Annotated in this window: 18 protein-coding genes; 13 read left to right on the plus strand and 5 right to left on the minus strand. The window is 69.6% G+C overall.

Annotated elements, in window-relative coordinates; all coding sequences use genetic code 11:
* Positions 1-11: 11 nt before the first annotated feature.
* Positions 12-1,040: a uroporphyrinogen decarboxylase gene (gene hemE, locus ESD82_RS14565; RefSeq protein ID WP_147428029.1), complete on the minus strand. Its 1,029-nt coding sequence runs from the start codon at positions 1,038-1,040 to the stop codon at positions 12-14.
* Between the two features lie 75 nt (positions 1,041-1,115).
* On the opposite strand from hemE, the gene hemC reads away from it, so the two are divergent.
* On the plus strand, positions 1,116-2,057 hold the full coding sequence (gene hemC / locus ESD82_RS14570) for a hydroxymethylbilane synthase (RefSeq protein WP_024845076.1): 942 nt from the start codon (positions 1,116-1,118) through the stop codon (positions 2,055-2,057).
* Here hemC and cbiB read toward each other — a convergent pair.
* Both cbiB and ESD82_RS14580 read right to left on the minus strand, forming a co-directional pair.
* Positions 2,054-2,995: an adenosylcobinamide-phosphate synthase CbiB gene (gene cbiB / locus ESD82_RS14575; RefSeq protein ID WP_028710550.1), complete on the minus strand. Its 942-nt coding sequence runs from the start codon at positions 2,993-2,995 to the stop codon at positions 2,054-2,056. The genes hemC and cbiB overlap by 4 nt on opposite strands.
* Positions 2,992-3,558: a histidine phosphatase family protein gene (locus ESD82_RS14580; protein WP_147428028.1), complete on the minus strand. Its 567-nt coding sequence runs from the start codon at positions 3,556-3,558 to the stop codon at positions 2,992-2,994. The genes cbiB and ESD82_RS14580 overlap by 4 nt, the downstream gene beginning before the upstream one ends.
* 183 nt (positions 3,559-3,741) lie before the next feature.
* Here ESD82_RS14580 and ESD82_RS14585 point away from each other — a divergent pair, with 183 nt between their 5' ends.
* The 3 genes from ESD82_RS14585 to ESD82_RS14595 are packed head-to-tail and all read left to right on the plus strand — an operon-like array spanning position 3,742 to position 5,896.
* Complete coding sequence (locus tag ESD82_RS14585) at positions 3,742-4,902, plus strand: isovaleryl-CoA dehydrogenase (RefSeq protein WP_147428027.1); 1,161 nt, start codon at positions 3,742-3,744, stop codon at positions 4,900-4,902.
* On the plus strand, positions 4,902-5,414 hold the full coding sequence (locus ESD82_RS14590) for a lysozyme inhibitor LprI family protein (RefSeq protein ID WP_147428026.1): 513 nt from the start codon (positions 4,902-4,904) through the stop codon (positions 5,412-5,414). The genes ESD82_RS14585 and ESD82_RS14590 overlap by 1 nt, the downstream gene beginning before the upstream one ends.
* Complete coding sequence (locus ESD82_RS14595) at positions 5,411-5,896, plus strand: lysozyme inhibitor LprI family protein (RefSeq protein WP_024845081.1); 486 nt, start codon at positions 5,411-5,413, stop codon at positions 5,894-5,896. Before ESD82_RS14590 ends, ESD82_RS14595 begins: the two co-directional genes overlap by 4 nt.
* A 77-nt stretch (positions 5,897-5,973) precedes the next feature.
* On the opposite strand, the gene ESD82_RS14600 is transcribed toward ESD82_RS14595, so the two are convergent.
* Positions 5,974-6,582: an OmpW/AlkL family protein gene (locus ESD82_RS14600; protein ID WP_147428025.1), complete on the minus strand. Its 609-nt coding sequence runs from the start codon at positions 6,580-6,582 to the stop codon at positions 5,974-5,976.
* Positions 6,583-6,725: 143 nt separating this feature from the next.
* On the opposite strand from ESD82_RS14600, the gene ESD82_RS14605 reads away from it, so the two are divergent.
* From ESD82_RS14605 to ESD82_RS14635, 7 genes are all read left to right on the plus strand, one after another.
* Complete coding sequence (locus ESD82_RS14605; protein WP_024845083.1) at positions 6,726-8,330, plus strand: carboxyl transferase domain-containing protein; 1,605 nt, start codon at positions 6,726-6,728, stop codon at positions 8,328-8,330.
* A gap of 5 nt (positions 8,331-8,335) precedes the next feature.
* The gene (locus tag ESD82_RS14610) at positions 8,336-8,845 is read left to right on the plus strand and encodes an O-acetyl-ADP-ribose deacetylase (RefSeq protein WP_024845084.1); all 510 of its coding nucleotides are present in this window, start codon (positions 8,336-8,338) and stop codon (positions 8,843-8,845) included.
* A gap of 79 nt (positions 8,846-8,924) precedes the next feature.
* Positions 8,925-10,853: an acetyl-CoA carboxylase biotin carboxylase subunit gene (locus ESD82_RS14615; RefSeq protein WP_147428024.1), complete on the plus strand. Its 1,929-nt coding sequence runs from the start codon at positions 8,925-8,927 to the stop codon at positions 10,851-10,853.
* Complete coding sequence (locus tag ESD82_RS14620; protein ID WP_147428023.1) at positions 10,850-11,503, plus strand: glutathione S-transferase family protein; 654 nt, start codon at positions 10,850-10,852, stop codon at positions 11,501-11,503. The genes ESD82_RS14615 and ESD82_RS14620 overlap by 4 nt, the downstream gene beginning before the upstream one ends.
* On the plus strand, positions 11,490-12,344 hold the full coding sequence (locus ESD82_RS14625) for a hydroxymethylglutaryl-CoA lyase (RefSeq protein ID WP_147428022.1): 855 nt from the start codon (positions 11,490-11,492) through the stop codon (positions 12,342-12,344). Before ESD82_RS14620 ends, ESD82_RS14625 begins: the two co-directional genes overlap by 14 nt.
* Complete coding sequence (locus ESD82_RS14630; protein WP_024845088.1) at positions 12,341-13,126, plus strand: crotonase/enoyl-CoA hydratase family protein; 786 nt, start codon at positions 12,341-12,343, stop codon at positions 13,124-13,126. The genes ESD82_RS14625 and ESD82_RS14630 overlap by 4 nt, the downstream gene beginning before the upstream one ends.
* Positions 13,127-13,405: 279 nt before the next feature.
* A complete protein-coding gene (locus tag ESD82_RS14635; protein WP_147428021.1) occupies positions 13,406-14,602 on the plus strand; it encodes an MFS transporter in 1,197 nt (398 codons plus the stop codon).
* Here ESD82_RS14635 and ESD82_RS14640 read toward each other — a convergent pair.
* Entirely contained in the window at positions 14,513-15,280 is a 768-nt protein-coding gene (locus ESD82_RS14640) for a DUF599 domain-containing protein (RefSeq protein WP_028710548.1), read from the minus strand. The genes ESD82_RS14635 and ESD82_RS14640 overlap by 90 nt on opposite strands.
* A 93-nt stretch (positions 15,281-15,373) precedes the next feature.
* Here ESD82_RS14640 and ESD82_RS14645 point away from each other — a divergent pair, with 93 nt between their 5' ends.
* Together ESD82_RS14645 and ESD82_RS14650 are read left to right on the plus strand one after the other, a co-directional pair.
* A complete protein-coding gene (locus ESD82_RS14645; RefSeq protein WP_024845091.1) occupies positions 15,374-15,616 on the plus strand; it encodes a YdcH family protein in 243 nt (80 codons plus the stop codon).
* A 228-nt stretch (positions 15,617-15,844) separates the two neighbouring features.
* Entirely contained in the window at positions 15,845-16,291 is a 447-nt protein-coding gene (locus tag ESD82_RS14650) for an Hsp20 family protein (protein ID WP_024845092.1), read from the plus strand.
* Positions 16,292-16,408: the final 117 nt, after the last annotated feature.

Consider the following 16,408-nt stretch of genomic DNA (forward strand, 5'->3'; position numbering starts at 1 on the left):
GACCCCGCCCATCAACCGCGGATCGCCTCCAGCATCCGCGCGACGTTCTCGGGGTCGGCCTCGGGGGTGATGCCATGGCCGAGGTTGAAGATATGCGGCCCCTGCGAGAAGGCCCTCACGATCCGCCGCGTCTCGGAGACGAGTTCCTCGCCGCCCGTGACCAGCAGGCGCGGGTCCAGGTTGCCCTGCACGCAGCTGTCCTTCTGCACCTGTGCCGCCGCCCAGTCGGCGCCGACCGAATTGTCCAGCGCCACGCAATCGGCCCCCGTGGCACGGGCAAAGCCCGCATAGCGCGGCCCGGCCTCGCGCGGGAAGGCGATCACCGGCACGCCGGGGTGGCGGGCCTTGAGCGCGGCGATGATCCGGCGCGCGGGCTCGACTGCGAAATCGTCGAAGTCCCGGCCCTTGAGCGAGCCGGCCCAGCTGTCGAACAGCTTCACCACCTCGGCCCCGGCATCGATCTGGGCCGAGAGATAGTCGATGGTCGCCTCGGTGATGCGGTCGATCAGCGCGGCGAAGGCGGCGCGATCCTCGGCCTTGAAGCCGTGGGCCGGGGCCTGGTCGGGGGTGCCGCGGCCGGCGACCATATAGGTCGCGACGGTCCAGGGTGCGCCGGCAAAGCCGATCAGCGTGGTTTCCCGCGGCAGTTCGCGCGCCAGGATGCGGACGGTTTCATAGACCGGCGCCAGCGTGTCGTGGATCGCCTCGGCCGGCTTCAGGGCCGCCACCCCGGCGGCGCTGGTGATGGTGGAAAGCCGCGGCCCCTCGCCGGTCACGAACCACAGGTCGAGCCCCAGCGCCTGCGGCAGCAGCAGGATGTCGGCAAAGAGAATCGCCGCGTCGAAACCATAGCGGCGGATCGGTTGCAGCGTGACCTCGGCCGCCAGGTCGGGGGTGTAGCACAGCGACAAAAAGTCGCCGGCCTGGGCGCGGGTGGCGCGGTATTCCGGCAGGTAGCGGCCGGCCTGGCGCATCATCCAGACGGGCGGAACGGGCAAACGCTCGCCCTTCAGCGCGCGCAGGATGGTTTTTTCGGACATAATTCACCTCTCGCCCCCTTCATGGCGCGCGCGTCCCCGTTGTCAAGGCCGAGGGGGGGCGCTAAGCCCTGTGCCATGACCCAGATGCCCGACCCCCAGAACCCCATCCGCATCGGCACCCGCGGCTCGGCGCTTGCGCTGGCGCAGGCGCATGAAACCCGCGACCGGTTGATGGCCGCGCATGGCCTTGCCGCCAAGTCCTTCGAGATCGTGGTGATCAAGACCACCGGCGACCGCGTTCTGGACCGCCCGCTGAAGGAGATCGGCGGCAAGGGCCTGTTCACCCGCGAGATCGAGGATGCGCTGCTGGCGGGCGAGATCGACATCGCCGTGCATTCCATGAAGGACATGCCGACGATCCAGCCCGAGGGGCTGGTGATCGACTGCTACCTGCCGCGCGAGGATGTGCGCGACGCCTTTGTCAGCGCCCGGTTCGCGGCGATTTCCGAGCTTCCCCAGGGTGCTGTCGTCGGTTCATCGAGCCTGCGGCGGCGGGCGCAGCTGGCGGCGCGGCGGCCCGACCTGAACCTGGTCGAGTTTCGAGGAAACGTGCAGACCAGGTTGAAAAAGCTGGAGGAAGGCGTGGCCGTGGCGACCTTCCTGGCCATGGCGGGGCTGACGCGGCTGGGCATGCTGCATGTCGCGCGCGGCGCGGTCGATCCCGACGAGATGCTGCCCGCGGTGGCGCAGGGCTGCATCGGGGTCGAGCGGCGCGCCGATGACGCGCGCATTGCCGCGCTGCTGGCGGCGATCTCGGACCGGGACAGCGCGCTGCGGGTGACGGCCGAGCGCGCCTTCCTCGCCCGGCTCGACGGCTCCTGCCAGACGCCCATCGCCGGGCTGGCGGAACTGGATGGCGACCGGCTGCGGCTGCGCGGCGAGATCCTGCGCCCCGACGGCAGCGAGGTCATCGCGGGCGAGCGCATCGGTCCGGCCTCGGAGGGCGCAGCCATGGGCACCGACCTGGCCGAGGAATTGCGCGGCCGGGCGCCTGCCGATTTCTTCGACTGGTCCTAGAGCGGAATCGCCAGCGCCAGACCCAAACCCAGCAGCGCCATCGCCCGGCGATAAAGCGCCAGCCCGCGCAGCAGGTCCGTTGCGCCGGGGTCGCGAGCGGCCCCGTTCAGCCATGGCTCGGGGCTTTCCACGCCGTGATAGCGGCGCGGGCCGGACAGGCGCACGTCCAGCGCGCCGGCCATGGCGGCCTCGGGCCAGCCGGCATTGGGCGAGCGGTGGCGGCGCGCGTCGCGCCGGATCACCCCTGCCGCGCGTCCTCCGGCAGGCGGCGCGGCCAGCAGGAACAGCAGCGCCGTCAGCCGCGAGGCCGGCAGGTTCACCAGATCGTCCAGCCGTGCCGCCGCCCGCCCGAACAGCGCATGGCGCGGGCTCATGTGGCCGATCATCGAATCGAGCGTGTTGATCGCCTTGTAGGCGGCGATTCCCGGCAGACCGGCCACCGCTGCCCAGAACAGGGGCGCGACCACGCCGTCCGAGGCGTTCTCGGCCAGGCTTTCCAGCGCCGCGCGGGCGATGGGCTCGGGCCGGTCGTCCAGGTCGCGGCCGACGATCATCGCCACCGCCGCTTTCGCCGCCGGTACATCCCCCTCGGCCAAGGGTCGCGCCACCGCGGCGACATGGTCGTGCAGCGAGCGGGTGGCGACCAGCGGCCAGGCCAGCACGCCCAGCAAGACGGGGCCCAAGGGCAGCGGCGCGAGCGCCCAGGTCAGCAGCAGCGCCGGAAGCAGCGCCGTGCCGACCGTCACCCCCACCGCCAGCGCGCCGCGGGCGATGCGATGCCCACCCCTGTTCCAGCGGGCGTCCAGCGCCGAGATCAGCCGCCCGAGCCAGACCACCGGATGCGAGATGCGGCGATAGAGCGCCTCGGGCCAGCCGATCAGCGCATCGACCAGCAGCGCCACCAGCGCAATGGTCAGCGTGTCCTGCGACAGGATCATGGCGCGGCCTGGGGCGCGACCCGGTTGACGGCCTCGACGGCCCAGCCGGCAGGGCTGCGCGACAGGATGGTCAGCGACAGCGGCGCCACGGAAAAGGACAGTGCCGCCGGGCCGACCGCCAGGGCCAGGGCGGCGCGCACCGTGCCGGCATGGGCGACCACCGCCACCGTGCCCTGCGCGCGCGCCAGCAGCGGCTGCACCCGCGCCGCCATGTCGAGGAAGCTTTCGCCCCCCGGGGGGCGCTGGCGGGCAAGTTCCTCGGGCGGCAGCGGGCCAAGGTCCGGGATGGCGGCGCCGGGCTGCTCCCAGGTGCCGAAATCCTGCTCCCACAGGGCGGGGTGCCATTCGGGGTCCAGCTCCAGAGCCGCGCAGGTCTGCCGGCAGCGCAGGGCGGGGCTGGACCAATGCGTTCCCGCCACAGCCAGCGCCGTGCGCGCCCAGGCGAGTGTTGCCCGGTCGCTGCAATCCGCCGCCACGTCGCGCCGCCCTGCCAGTCCAGGTTGGGCCAGTGGCGCGTGGCGCAGGATCAGCAGCCGCGCGGCGGCATCGGGAAGCGGGCTCATCGGGCATCCTTGCGGCTTTCCGCGGCAGGAATGGCGCGAGGGGACAGGCTTGTCAACGAAGCCTCGGCCGGCGCAGGATCGACCGCAAGAGGAGATGCCGCACAGAAGGCTTGACGCGGGCCCCGCCCCGGCGGCATAAACCAGTTAAATGAACACTCGTTCAATAAATGGAGGAGATGGCCGATGTTCACCGCGGGAATGCAGTTCGACCTGGGCGAGGACGTGAACGCCCTGCGCGACACCGTCCATCGCTGGGCGCAGGAGCGGGTGAAGCCCATCGCGGCCGAGGTCGACCGCAGCAACGCCTTTCCGAACGAGCTGTGGCGCGAGATGGGCGAGCTGGGCCTTCTGGGCATCACCGTGTCCGAAGATCTTGGCGGCAGCGGCATGGGCTATCTGGCGCATGTGATCGCCACCGAGGAGATCGCCCGCGCTTCGGCCTCGGTCAGCCTGTCCTATGGCGCGCATTCCAATCTTTGCGTGAACCAGATCAAGCTGAACGGCACCGACGAGCAGCGGGCGAAATACCTGCCAGACCTGTGCAGCGGCAAGGCGGTCGGCGCGCTGGCCATGTCCGAGGAAGGCGCGGGCAGTGACGTGGTCGGCATGAAGCTGCGGGCCGAGAAGAAGAACGACCGCTATGTGCTGAACGGCAACAAATACTGGATCACCAACGCGCCCGACGCCCATACGCTGGTGGTCTATGCCAAGACCGACCCCGAGGCCGGCAGCAAGGGCATCACCGCCTTCATCGTCGAACGCGGCATGAAGGGCTTCTCGACCAGCCCGCATTTCGACAAGCTGGGCATGCGCGGCTCGAACACCGGCGAGCTGATCTTCCAGGATTGCGAGGTGCCCTTCGAGAACGTGCTGGGCGAGGAAGGCAAGGGCGTGCGGGTGCTGATGTCCGGCCTCGATTACGAGCGGCTGGTGCTGTCGGGCATCGGCACCGGCATCATGGCTGCCTGCCTCGACGAGGTGATGCCCTATGTCAAGGAACGCAAGCAGTTCGGCCAGCCGATCGGTTCGTTCCAGCTGATGCAGGGCAAGATCGCCGACATGTATGTCGCGCTGAACACGGCGCGGGCCTATGTCTACGAGGTGGCGAAAGCCTGCGATGCCGGCAAGGTGACGCGACAGGACGCGGCGGGCGCGGTGCTTTACGCCAGCGAACAAGCCATGGTGCAGGCGCATCAGGCGGTGCAGGCGCTGGGGGGCGCGGGCTTCCTGAACGATTCGGTGGTCAGCCGGCTGTTCCGCGACGCCAAGCTGATGGAGATCGGCGCCGGCACCTCGGAAATCCGCCGCATGCTGATCGGTCGCCAGCTGATGGAGATCGCCTGATGCGCCTGCTTGTCCTGTCCCTGCTGCTGGCCGCCGGCCCGGCGCTGGCCCAGGACGGCCCGCGATACGATGCCGATGGTTTCGCGAAATGCATTGCGGATGCGGAAGCCGATGCCAGCGCCGCGCCGGGGCTGCGAAGCTGCATTGGCCAGGCCTCGACGCAATGCATGGCGACAGCGGGCGGCGAGACCACCGTGGGCATGGTGGAATGCCTGGGCCATGAGGCGAAGGATTGGGACACGCTGCTGAACGGCTATTACGAGCGGGCGCTGAAGGCCGCCAAGGCGGCGGATGCGGAACTGGCCGATCTCGGCTCGGCCGCCGAACCGGCGGCCCCGGCCCTGCAGCAGGCGCAGCGCCACTGGATCGCCTTCCGCGATGCCTCTTGCCGCTATGAGAGCCTGCGCTATCAGGGCGGCACGCTGGGCGGTCCGGCAGCCCAGGATTGCGTGCTGCGCCTGACGGCCGAACAGGCGCTGCGCCTGCGCGACATCGCGGAGGGGATGGAATGAACCGCCTGGCCGGATGCGCGCTGGCCCTGCTGCTGGCGGCGCCGTGCTTGGCCGGCGATGCCTCGGGCTTCGATCCCGCCGCCATCGACCGTTGCCTTGCCGATGCCTCGACCCAGGGCACCCGCGCCGATTGCGCCGCGACCGGCATGGAAGCCTGCCTCGACTACGCACGCGGCAAATATACCGGCGACGACCCGGATTTTCCGATGGCGAACTGCCTCGACGCCTCGCATCAGGCCTGGGAGGCGAAGCTGACCGGGGTCTACGAGGCGGCGCTGAAGGCCCAGGGAAAGAAGGACAACGGGGCGCAGGAGATGCTGCGCCAGGCCGAGCGCAGTTGGCTGCAGTTCCGCGAGGATCTGTGCAACCAGGTCCGGGACGCGGCGGCCGAGGGCAAGGGCGACCTGGCCCGTGCCCGCTGCATCCGGGACGAGACGGCGCGGCAGGTGGCGCTGCTCATGGCGCTGGTAGACCCGCGATGAACAGGACGGCGATGAGCAGAGACACGCAAAAGGGGCGCCGCCGATGGCAGCGCCCCCCGCAAGGCCGTGACGGCGGCCTAGAACTTGATCACATAGCTGATGCCGGCAACCACCGGATCGACATCGACCGAGCCGATATTGGCGCCGTCCAGCTCGACATCGGCATTGATGTCGATCCAGCGCAGGTCGGCGCGCAGGGCCGAGCGGTCGTTGATCCAGTGATCCACGCCCAGATGCGCGGCCAGGCCCCAGCTGTTCTTGACCCGCAATTCGCTGCCGGCCAGCGGCCCCTTGGCCTCGCCGTCCCAGAAACCGGTGAAGTTCACGCCCAGGCCGACAAAGGGCTTCCAGCGCGGATGCATGTCAAAGTGATATTGCAGCGAGACGACCGGCGGCAGGTGCTTGACCGTGCCGATCTCGGTCCCGTTCGACTTGATCGAATGCTTGAAGGGCAGGGCGCCCAGCACCTCGATGCCGATATTGTCGCGGATGAAATATTCGAAGGTGATGCTGGGGCGGGCGCTGTCGTCGATGCTGATCGGCGTCGGCCCTGCCAGCACGCCATTGTCCGATTTCGGATTCACATGCGCGATCCCGAAGCCGAGCGTCCATTCGCCTTGCGATTGCGCAAGTGCAGGCGAAGCAAGCGCGGCAAGTGCCGCGGCAATGGCAAGCTTGTGTCTCATGGCGATCCTCTCTTCTTGTCGCATGTCCGCTCATCGCGCCTTGCTTCGGGCTTCGACGTTGATCTGGATCAAGATTTCCGCTTTTGGCCGACCTGCGACAAACTGGCGCAGATCTCCGGCACCCTGCCCGAAAGGATGATGCGATGAAGCTTGGCACCTCGGTCCTGCCTTCCTCGGAAACCTTCCGCGCCAATCGCGCGGCGCATCTGGCCATGCTGGAAACCGTGCGCGAGGCGGCGCTGGCCGCGGCGTCGGGCGGCGGCGCGAAGGCGCTGGAGCGCCATGTCGCCCGCGGCAAGATGCCGCCGCGCGAGCGGGTGGCGAATCTGCTCGATCCCGGCTCGCCCTTCCTGGAGATCGGCGCCACGGCCGCGCATGGCATGTATGACGGCGCCGCGCCCTGCGCGGGCGTGATCGCCGGCATCGGCCGGGTGCATGGGCAAGAGGTGATGGTGGTGGCCAACGATGCCACGGTCAAGGGCGGCACCTATTACCCGATGACGGTGAAAAAGCACCTGCGCGCGCAGGAGATCGCCGAGGAATGCCAGCTGCCCTGCGTCTACCTGGTCGATTCCGGCGGCGCCAACCTGCCCAACCAGGACGAGGTCTTTCCCGACCGCGACCATTTCGGCCGCATCTTCTACAACCAGGCGCGGATGTCGGCCAAGGGCATCGCGCAGATCGCCGTGGTCATGGGCAGCTGCACGGCGGGCGGCGCCTATGTCCCGGCCATGTCCGACGTGACGATCATCGTCAAGGGCCAGGGCACGATCTTCCTCGCCGGCCCGCCCTTGGTCCGGGCCGCGACCGGCGAGGTGGTCTCGGCCGAGGATCTGGGCGGCGGCGACGTGCACACCCGGCTTTCGGGCGTGGCCGACTACCTGGCCGAGGACGACGCCCATGCCCTCGCCCTCGCCCGCCGTGCCATCGGGAACCTCAACCGCAGCCTGCCCGCGACCGTGCAATGGCAACCTCCCGAGCCCCCGGCCCATGACCCCGAGGAGATCCTGGGCGTCGTCCCCGCCGACCTGAAGATCCCCTATGACATCCGCGAGGTGATCGCGCGCGTCGTGGACGGCTCGCGCTTCGACGAGTTCAAGGCCCGCTTCGGCGAGACGCTGGTGACGGGTTTCGCCCATCTGGAAGGCTGCCCCATCGGCATCGTCGCCAATAACGGCGTGATCTTCTCGGAGGCCGCGCAGAAGGGCGCGCATTTCATCGAACTCTGCTCGATGCGCGGCATCCCGCTGGTCTTCCTGCAGAATGTCACCGGCTTCATGGTCGGCCGCAAATACGAGAACGAGGGCATTGCCCGGCACGGCGCCAAGATGGTGACGGCGGTGGCGACGACCAGCGTGCCCAAGATCACCATGCTGGTCGGCGGCAGCTTCGGGGCGGGCAATTACGGCATGGCCGGCCGCGCCTATGGGCCGCGCTTCCTCTGGACCTGGCCCAATTCGCGCATCTCGGTGATGGGCGGCGAGCAGGCGGCGGGCGTGCTCGCCACCGTGCGCCGCGAGGGGATCGAGCGCCAGGGCGGCAGCTGGTCGCCCGAGGAAGAGGCCGAGTTCAAGCGCCCCACCATCGAGATGTTCGAGCGCCAGTCCCACCCGCTCTATGCCTCGGCCCGGCTCTGGGACGACGGCATCATCGACCCGCGCAAGACCCGCGACGTGCTGGCGCTGAGCCTGCGCGCCAGCCTCAACGCGCCGATCGAGCCGACCCGCTTCGGCATCTTCCGGATGTGACGGCCATGGACCGGCCCCGCCTCACCACCCTGCAAGGCGACATCACCCGGCTCGCCATGGACGCCATCGTCAACGCCGCCAATCGCAGCCTGCTGGGCGGCGGCGGGGTGGACGGCGCCATCCACCGCGCCGCCGGGCCCGAACTGCTCGACGAATGCCGCAGCATCGGCGGCTGCCCGACCGGCGAGGCCCGCATCACCCGCGGCTACGCCCTGCCGGCCCGCTACGTGATCCATGCCGTCGGCCCGGTCTGGCGGGGCGGCGGGGCGGAGGAGGACGCGCTGCTCGCCAGCGCCTATCGCCACAGCCTGCTCCTCGCCCAGGCCCATGACCTCGCCCGCATCGCCTTCCCGGCGATCTCGACCGGCATCTACGGCTTCCCGGCCGAGCGTGCCGCCCGCATCGCCGTGGCCACCATCCTCGGCCACGGCGCCGGCCTCGAGGTAACTCTGGTCGGCTTCGACGCCGCCAGCCACGCCACGCTTCGCCGTGCGGTGGACGAGGCCCGCCGATGATTTCTCCGTTTCCCCAATACCCCACGGGGGTCCGGGGGTGTGAAACCCCCGGCGCCGCCCGCGCCACGAGGAGCTGCCCATGTTCCAGAAGATCCTGATCGCCAACCGCGGCGAGATCGCCTGCCGGGTCATCGACACCGCCCGCAAGCTGGGCGTGCGCACCGTCGCAGTCTATTCCGAGGCCGATCGCGGCGCCCGCCACGTCGCCATGGCCGACGAGGCCGTGCCGATCGGCGGTCCGGCGCCCAGGGACAGCTACCTGCGCGGCGACGCCATCATCCAGGCCGCGCGCGAGACCGGCGCGCAGGCCATCCATCCAGGCTACGGCTTCCTCAGCGAGAACCCGGATTTCGTCGATGCGGTGACGGCGGCGGGGCTGGCCTTCATCGGCCCCTCGGCACAGGCGATCCGCAAGATGGGCCTCAAGGACGCCGCCAAGGCGCTGATGGCCGAGGCGGGCGTGCCGGTCGTGCCCGGCTATCACGGCGAGAACCAGGACGCCGCCCATCTGGCGGACCAGGCCGACAGAATCGGCTATCCGGTGCTGATCAAGGCGGTGGCCGGCGGCGGCGGCAAGGGCATGCGCCTGGTTGAGCATGCGCGGGACTTCCCGGCCGCGCTGCAATCGGCGCAGGGCGAGGCCGCCACCGCCTTCGGCAACCCGGCGGTGCTGATCGAGAAATACATCCAGCAGCCCCGCCATATCGAGGTGCAGGTCTTTGGCGACGGCAGCCGCGCGCTGCACCTGTTCGAACGCGACTGCTCGCTGCAACGCCGTCACCAGAAGGTGATCGAGGAAGCCCCGGCCCCCGGCATGACGCCCGAGATGCGCGCGGCCATGGGCGCGGCCGCCGCCCGCGCCGCCGAGGCCATCGGCTATGCCGGCGCCGGCACGGTCGAATTCATCGTCGATGCCAGCCAGGGCCTGCGCCCCGACGGTTTCTGGTTCATGGAGATGAACACCCGCCTGCAGGTCGAGCATCCGGTGACCGAACTGATCACCGGCGTCGATCTGGTGGAATGGCAGCTGCGCGTCGCCAGCGGCGAGCCCCTGCCGGCCCGGCAGGAGGATCTGACCATCACCGGCCATGCCTTCGAGGCCCGGCTCTATGCCGAGGACGTGCCGGCGGGCTTCCTGCCCGCCACCGGAACCCTTGCGCATCTGCGCTTTCCCAACCATGCCCGGATCGAGACCGGGGTGCGGCCCGGCGACGCGATCTCGCCCTGGTATGATCCGATGATCGCCAAGATCGTCACCCATGGCGCGACCCGCGCCATCGCGCTGCGGGCACTGGAATCGGCGCTGGTCGATACCGAGGTGGCGGGCTCGGTCACCAATGTCGATTTCCTGATCGCGCTGACCCGGCACGAGGGTTTCGGCAAGGGCGAAGTCGATACCGGCCTGATCGCCCGCGACCTTCAGGCGCTGGTCGCCGCCGCCGAGCCCGATCCGCGGGCCAAGGCCCTGGCGGTCCTCGGCCTTGCCGGATTGGACGATCCGATGCTGCGCGGTGGCATCACCCTTTGGCAGCCCCTGCGCCGCACCATCGCCTGGGAGGGCGGCGAGGCGGTGCTGGAGGTGCTGGGCCCCGGTGCCGCCCGCGTCACGCTGGACGGCAGCACGCATGAGATCGGCTATGAGGGCGGGCGCTGGTGGGTCGACGGCAGCCCGCGCCGCTCGCGCATCGTCAACCACGCCGCGGGAACCAGCGTCTTCGGCGGCCGCTCGCTGACGCTCGCCCCCCTCGACCCGCTGGCCCGCGGCGGCGAGGAGGCGGGCGGCGGCATGACGCTTTCGCCCATGCCGGGCCTCGTCAAGGCGATCTTCGTCGAGCCGGGGCAGCAGGTGGCGGCGGGCGAGCCTCTGGCGATCCTCGAGGCGATGAAGATGGAACACACGCTGACTGCCGCCCGCGACGGTCGCGTGGCCGAGGTCTTCGCCCAGGCCGGCGACCAGGTCGAGGCCGGCGCCGCCCTGATCCGGCTGGAGGAGGAAGAACACGCATGATCCTGCATCACGTCCCCGGCTCGCGCTCGATGCGCGTGCTCTGGCTGATCGAGGAACTGGGGCTCGATTGCGAATTGCGGCTCTGGTCGCTGACCGACGGCAGCCTGCGCAGCGCCGCGTTCCGCGCGCTGTCCCCCGCAGGCCGCATCCCGGCGCTGGAAATCGACGGCCGCGCCATCTTCGAATCCGGCGCCATCCTGCAATACCTGACCGAGCGCGAGGGCAGGCTGGCCCCGAAACCGGGCGCGCCCGAGCGCGGCGATTTCCTGGAGTGGGTGCATTTCGCCGAGACCCAGGCGAATATCCTGCAGGCCCTGAACATCCACCATATCTTCCTGCGGCCCGAAAGCGCGCGCTCGATCCCGCTGATGCGCCTCGACACGAAACGGCTGGCCGTCACCGCCCGGGCGCTGGACGACCATCTGGCGGGGCGCGAAACGCTTCTGTCCGGGTTTTCCGCTGCCGATTGCATGCTGGGCTTCAATATCGAGGCGCTGTTTCGCTTCCTGCCCGCCGCCGACCATCCGGCGCTGGCGGCCTATCGCGACCGCATGACGGCGCGTCCCGCCTATCGCCGCGCCCTGGCCCGTGCCGGGGGCGACGCGATCTATGACCGCGATTTCTACGAGGTGCCCGATGTCCAGGGTTGAGATCTTCGAAGTCGGCCCCCGCGACGGCCTGCAGAACGAAAAGCGCCCGATCCCGGCGGCGGAAAAGATCGCGCTGGTCGACCTGCTGTCGCAGGCCGGCTTCCGGCGCATCGAGGTCACCAGCTTCGTGCCGCCGAAATGGGTGCCGCAGATGGCCGACGCGGCCGAGGTCATGGCCGGCATCGCCCGGCGGCCCGGCATCCGCTACGCGGTGCTGACCCCCAACCTGCGCGGCTACGAGGCGGCGCGGGCGGCCGGCGCGGACGAGGTGGCGATCTTCGCCTCGGCCTCGGAAGGCTTCTCGCGCGCCAACCTGAACGCCAGCATCGCCGAAAGCCTGGAACGCTTCGCGCCCGTGGCCGAGGCGGCGCGGGCCGACGGCATTCCGCTGCGCGGCTATGTTTCGGTGGTGACGGATTGCCCCTTCGATGGGCCGGTGCCGCCCGCGAATGTCGCCCGCGTCGCGGCCGCCTTGCGCGACATGGGCTGCTACGAGGTCAGCCTGGGCGACACCATCGGCCAGGGCCGGCCCGAGACCATCGATGCCATGCTCTCCGCCGTGCTGCAGGAACTGCCGCCCGACAGGCTGGCTGGCCATTACCACGACACCGCCGGCCGGGCGCTGGAGAATATCGACGCGAGCCTTGCGCGTGGGTTGCGGGTCTTCGACGCCGCGGTCGGAGGCCTGGGCGGCTGCCCCTATGCGCCCGGTGCGGCGGGCAATGTCGCGACCGAAGCCGTCGCCGCCCATCTGGCTGCGCAAGGCCATGACACCGGGCTCGACATGGCGGTGATCGAACGGGCCGCCGCCATGGCGCGCGCGATGAGAGGAGGAGCATGATGGAGGCGATCCGCATCGACACCGACGCCCGCGGCGTGGCGCATCTGTGGCTGGCGCGCGCGGACAAGCACAATGCGCTGTCGGCGCAGATGATCCGCGAATTGACCGAAGCCGCCCGAGCGCTCGGCGCCGATCCGGCGGTGCGCGTCGTGGTGCTGGCGGCCGAGGGCAAGAGCTTCTGCGCCGGCGGCGATCTGGGCTGGATGCAGGAGCAGATGCGCGCCGATGCCGAGACCCGCCGGGCCGGCGCCCGCGAACTCGCCATGATGCTGAACGCGCTGAATACCCTGCCCAAGCCGCTGATCGGCCGGGTCCAGGGCAATGCTTTCGGCGGCGGGGTCGGCCTGATCTCGGTCTGCGATGTCGCCGTGGCCGTGCCCGAGGCGCGCTTCGGCCTGACCGAGACCCGGCTCGGCCTGATCCCCGCCACCATCGGCCCCTATGTCCTGGCCCGCATGGGCGAGGACAGGGCGCGCCGCGTCTTCATGTCCGCGCGCCTCTTCGACGCGGGCGAGGCGATGCGGCTGAACCTGCTGGCGAGCCTTGCCGATGCCGCGGTGCTGGACGCGGCCGTCGAGGCCGAAATCGCGCCCTATCTCTCCTGCGCCCCCGGCGCGGTGGCGGCAGCCAAGCGCCTGGCCCGCCGCCTCGGCCCGCCCATCGGCGAGGCCGAGATCGAGGCCAGCATCCAGGCCCTGGTCGATGTCTGGGAAGGCGACGAGGCGCAGGAAGGCATCGCCGCCTTCTTCGACAAGCGCAAGCCACGCTGGCAGCCGGGCTGAGGCGCTGGCCCGGTATCTTCTTCGTTCCGAAAATACTCATCGGAAGATTTTCTGCAGGGCCGAGATTGCAGGTTCAGTCGCCGCATCGACGCTGCGCCTGCCCGCGCTGCGGGATTTGGGTATTTGGGGAACGAAGAAGACAACCGGCGGCATGCCGTCGCAGCCTTGCGCCTATTGCATGTCAGGACTTCGCGGCAGGCGGCTTGGCGGCATATGGTCGCATCTGTTAACGCTAGCGGGCCTGATTTTCCCAGATCCGCCAGCCCTGAAGGTGCCGCCATGCCGCCGCAGCCCAATCTCAAGCTTGCCATCCTTGCCCTGGGCCTTGGCGCCTTCGCCATCGGCACATCGGAATTCGCCGCCATGGGGCTCTTGCCCTGGTATGCCAGCGACCTCGGCATCAGCGAGCCGCAGGCCGGCCATGTGGTGTCGGCCTATGCGCTGGGCGTGGTGGTGGGCGCGCCGATCACCTCGATCCTGGGCGCGCGGCTGCCGCGGCGGCGCTATCTGGCGGCCCTGATCGCGGCCTATGGGGTGATGAACCTGCTGGCGGCGGTGCTGCCGGGCTATGGCACCCTGGTCGGTACCCGCTTCCTGGCCGGGCTGCCGCATGGCGGCTTCCTGGGCGTGGCCATGCTGTTTGCCGCCGATGCCTTGCCGCGGGACCAGCGCGCCAAGGGGGTGACGCAGGTGCTGCTGGGCCTGACCATCGCCAATATCGCCGGGGTGCCGCTGGCCGGGGTGCTGGGGCAGGGGCTTGGCTGGCGCTGGGGCTTTGCGCTGCCCGGCGTGCTGGCGCTGCTGGCGGGCTGGCTGATCCTGCGGCTGGCGCCGCGGGTCGGTGCGCCCAGGGATGCGCAGCCGCTGGCCGAGCTGAAGGCGCTGCGCAATCCGGCCGTCATGCTGATCCTGCTGGTCGGCGCCATCGGCTTCGGCGGGCTTTTTGCGGTCTATTCCTATCTTTCGGCCGCAATCCTGGCGACGACACAGGCGCCGGGCTGGGCGATCCCGGCCGCGCTTTCGGCCTTCGGCATCGGCGGCACTCTGGGCAGCATCCTGGCCGCACGGCTGACCATGCGCCACGGCACCTGGGGCGCGGCCTTGCGGCTGATGCTGTTCATGGCCGCGACCCAGGCCTTCGCCGCCTGGGCGGTGGGCAATTGGGGGCTGATGCTGGCCTCGTCCTTCCTGCTGGGCCTGGGCTCGGGCATGGTGGTGCCCTTGCAGACCCGGCTGATGGAGGTCGCCGGCGAAGCGCAGAGCATGGCCGCGGCGATGAACCACGCCGCCTTCAACGCCGCCAATGCGCTGGGGCCCTGGCTCGCGGGGCTGGCGCTGGCGGCGGGCTGGGGCTGGCGTTCCTCGGGGCTGGTGGCGGTGGTGCTGTCAGGGGCCGGGCTGCTCGCCCTCGGGCTTGCCTGGTGGCAGGCCCGTCTCGCCGGGGACCAGCTTCATGATCGCCCGGCGCGAGTGTGAGGCAAATTCGCGCCGCCACGAGATGAAGAGCACATAGCTGGTGGCCAGGAACAGGCCCAGCGGTCCAGCCAGCCAGCCAAGCGCCCCCAGCGCGAAATAGACGCAGCGCAGCCCCGAGTTGAAGCTTTTCGCCGCGGTGATGTTGATATCGGCCGCCTGCATGGCCAGCGGCAGGGCGCGCGGGTCGTCGGGCTCGTTCGGGACCGAGGCCATGATGATCGCGCAATAGCCGAAGAGCCGGTGCGACCAGACGAAGCGCAACAGCGCATTGGCCACGAAAAACAGCACCACGACGATCTTGATTTCCCATTTCAGCGTCGGCACATGGCCCAGGTCGAACTGGCGCGCCACGCCGGCAAGCTGGTCGGTATTGCCGATCAGGGCCAGCCCGCCCCCCACCGCGATCAGGCAGGCCGAGGCGAAGAAGGCCGTGCCCTCGCGCAGGGTGGTCAGGATGGCGCTGTCGAAGATGCGCGGGTCGCGTGTGATGAATTGTCGCATCCATTCGCGGCGATGCGCCTTCATCAGCACCGTGACCGAAGGATGGGCCTTGGGCGGGTATTCGGTGATCCAGCCTATGCCCAGCCAGGCCAGGAACAGCCAGAGCAGGGCAGCAAGGTCGGCCGGGGTGAGCGGGCCGAAGGCGGTCAGGCCGGGCAGGGCGGTGTTCGGGTCCATGGCGCGGTTCTATCCTCGTGGTCTTGTTGTTGCCAGCCGGCGGCGCGGCGTCTATCCAGCGGTCTGGTTGTCTTTGTACCGGAGTAGATGAAAATGGCAGCACCTCACGCCATCCACGAGGAATTTCCGAACGATGCGGCGCGCATTCACGAGCTGAAGGTCTCGGATGCGCATTTCGCGCGCCTGCTTGAGGAATATGACGCGGTGAACGACGAGGTTGCGGGGGCGGAAAGCCGCCATACGCCGATGTCGGAGGAGGCCGAGAACGCGTTGCGCAAGAAGCGCGCCGGGCTGAAGGACGAAATCGCCCGCATGCTGGCTGCTGCCCGCGCCTGATCGGCCGGTCGCGCGCCGGCCGTACGGCGGCGGCTCGGGAGAGGCAGGAGGCGCGCGCGGCCCCGCCGCGCGCCCTTTTTGCCGGGCGATCCGCGCCTTGGCCCGGACTTGAAAGCCGCGGGCCGCATTCCTACTTCAACGCTGTCGGAGGGCCCTTGCGGCGCCGACGGACCTGCCCGCCCGGACCGGGGGGCAAGCCTTTGTATCGCTTGAAGAAGGATGCGAAACATGCGCAATTTCGACCTGACTCCGCTTTACCGTGCCTCGGTCGGCTTCGACCGCATGGCCGATGTCATGGACCGGGCGCTCTCGGCCGATATCGCCAGCTACCCGCCCTATAACATCGAGAAGACCGGCGAGAATGCCTATCGCATCTCGATCGCCGTCGCCGGCTTTTCCGCCGACGAGCTGAATGTCGAGGTCAAGGACGGGGCCGTCATCGTCTCGGGCCGGAAGGCCGCCGAGGACGAGGGCCGCAGCTACCTGCACCGCGGCATCGCCACCCGCGCCTTCGAGCGCCGCTTCACCCTGGCCGACCATGTCCGGGTCGAAGGGGCGAGCCACGAGGACGGCATGCTGAACATTGACCTGGTGCGCGAGATTCCCGAGGCGCTGAAGCCGCGCCGCATCGAGATCGCCAAGCCGGCGAAGCCGGTGGAAAAGCTGGACGCCTGAGCTTCGGCTGAAGGACGCGGGGGCTGTCATGTGTCAAAACCTCTGATCTACGGTGTCAAAAGGTTTGAGCCTGTTATTCGGGGGATCAGGTGGGAATAACCGATTACAGGCGATAGT

The sequence above is a fragment of the Paracoccus pantotrophus genome, assembly GCF_008824185.1.
In the GTDB taxonomy this organism is placed as follows: domain Bacteria; phylum Pseudomonadota; class Alphaproteobacteria; order Rhodobacterales; family Rhodobacteraceae; genus Paracoccus; species Paracoccus pantotrophus.

Coding starts and splice junctions, on each gene's coding strand:
- hemE (WP_147428029.1), bottom strand. CDS start 1,040: ATGTCCGAAAAAACCATCCTGCGCGCGCTGAAGGGCGAGCGTTTGCCC.
- hemC (WP_024845076.1), top strand. CDS start 1,116: ATGACCCAGATGCCCGACCCCCAGAACCCCATCCGCATCGGCACCCGC.
- cbiB (WP_028710550.1), bottom strand. CDS start 2,995: ATGATCCTGTCGCAGGACACGCTGACCATTGCGCTGGTGGCGCTGCTG.
- ESD82_RS14580 (WP_147428028.1), bottom strand. CDS start 3,558: ATGAGCCCGCTTCCCGATGCCGCCGCGCGGCTGCTGATCCTGCGCCAC.
- ESD82_RS14585 (WP_147428027.1), top strand. CDS start 3,742: ATGTTCACCGCGGGAATGCAGTTCGACCTGGGCGAGGACGTGAACGCC.
- ESD82_RS14590 (WP_147428026.1), top strand. CDS start 4,902: ATGCGCCTGCTTGTCCTGTCCCTGCTGCTGGCCGCCGGCCCGGCGCTG.
- ESD82_RS14595 (WP_024845081.1), top strand. CDS start 5,411: ATGAACCGCCTGGCCGGATGCGCGCTGGCCCTGCTGCTGGCGGCGCCG.
- ESD82_RS14600 (WP_147428025.1), bottom strand. CDS start 6,582: ATGAGACACAAGCTTGCCATTGCCGCGGCACTTGCCGCGCTTGCTTCG.
- ESD82_RS14605 (WP_024845083.1), top strand. CDS start 6,726: ATGAAGCTTGGCACCTCGGTCCTGCCTTCCTCGGAAACCTTCCGCGCC.
- ESD82_RS14610 (WP_024845084.1), top strand. CDS start 8,336: ATGGACCGGCCCCGCCTCACCACCCTGCAAGGCGACATCACCCGGCTC.
- ESD82_RS14615 (WP_147428024.1), top strand. CDS start 8,925: ATGTTCCAGAAGATCCTGATCGCCAACCGCGGCGAGATCGCCTGCCGG.
- ESD82_RS14620 (WP_147428023.1), top strand. CDS start 10,850: ATGATCCTGCATCACGTCCCCGGCTCGCGCTCGATGCGCGTGCTCTGG.
- ESD82_RS14625 (WP_147428022.1), top strand. CDS start 11,490: ATGTCCAGGGTTGAGATCTTCGAAGTCGGCCCCCGCGACGGCCTGCAG.
- ESD82_RS14630 (WP_024845088.1), top strand. CDS start 12,341: ATGATGGAGGCGATCCGCATCGACACCGACGCCCGCGGCGTGGCGCAT.
- ESD82_RS14635 (WP_147428021.1), top strand. CDS start 13,406: ATGCCGCCGCAGCCCAATCTCAAGCTTGCCATCCTTGCCCTGGGCCTT.
- ESD82_RS14640 (WP_028710548.1), bottom strand. CDS start 15,280: ATGGACCCGAACACCGCCCTGCCCGGCCTGACCGCCTTCGGCCCGCTC.
- ESD82_RS14645 (WP_024845091.1), top strand. CDS start 15,374: ATGGCAGCACCTCACGCCATCCACGAGGAATTTCCGAACGATGCGGCG.
- ESD82_RS14650 (WP_024845092.1), top strand. CDS start 15,845: ATGCGCAATTTCGACCTGACTCCGCTTTACCGTGCCTCGGTCGGCTTC.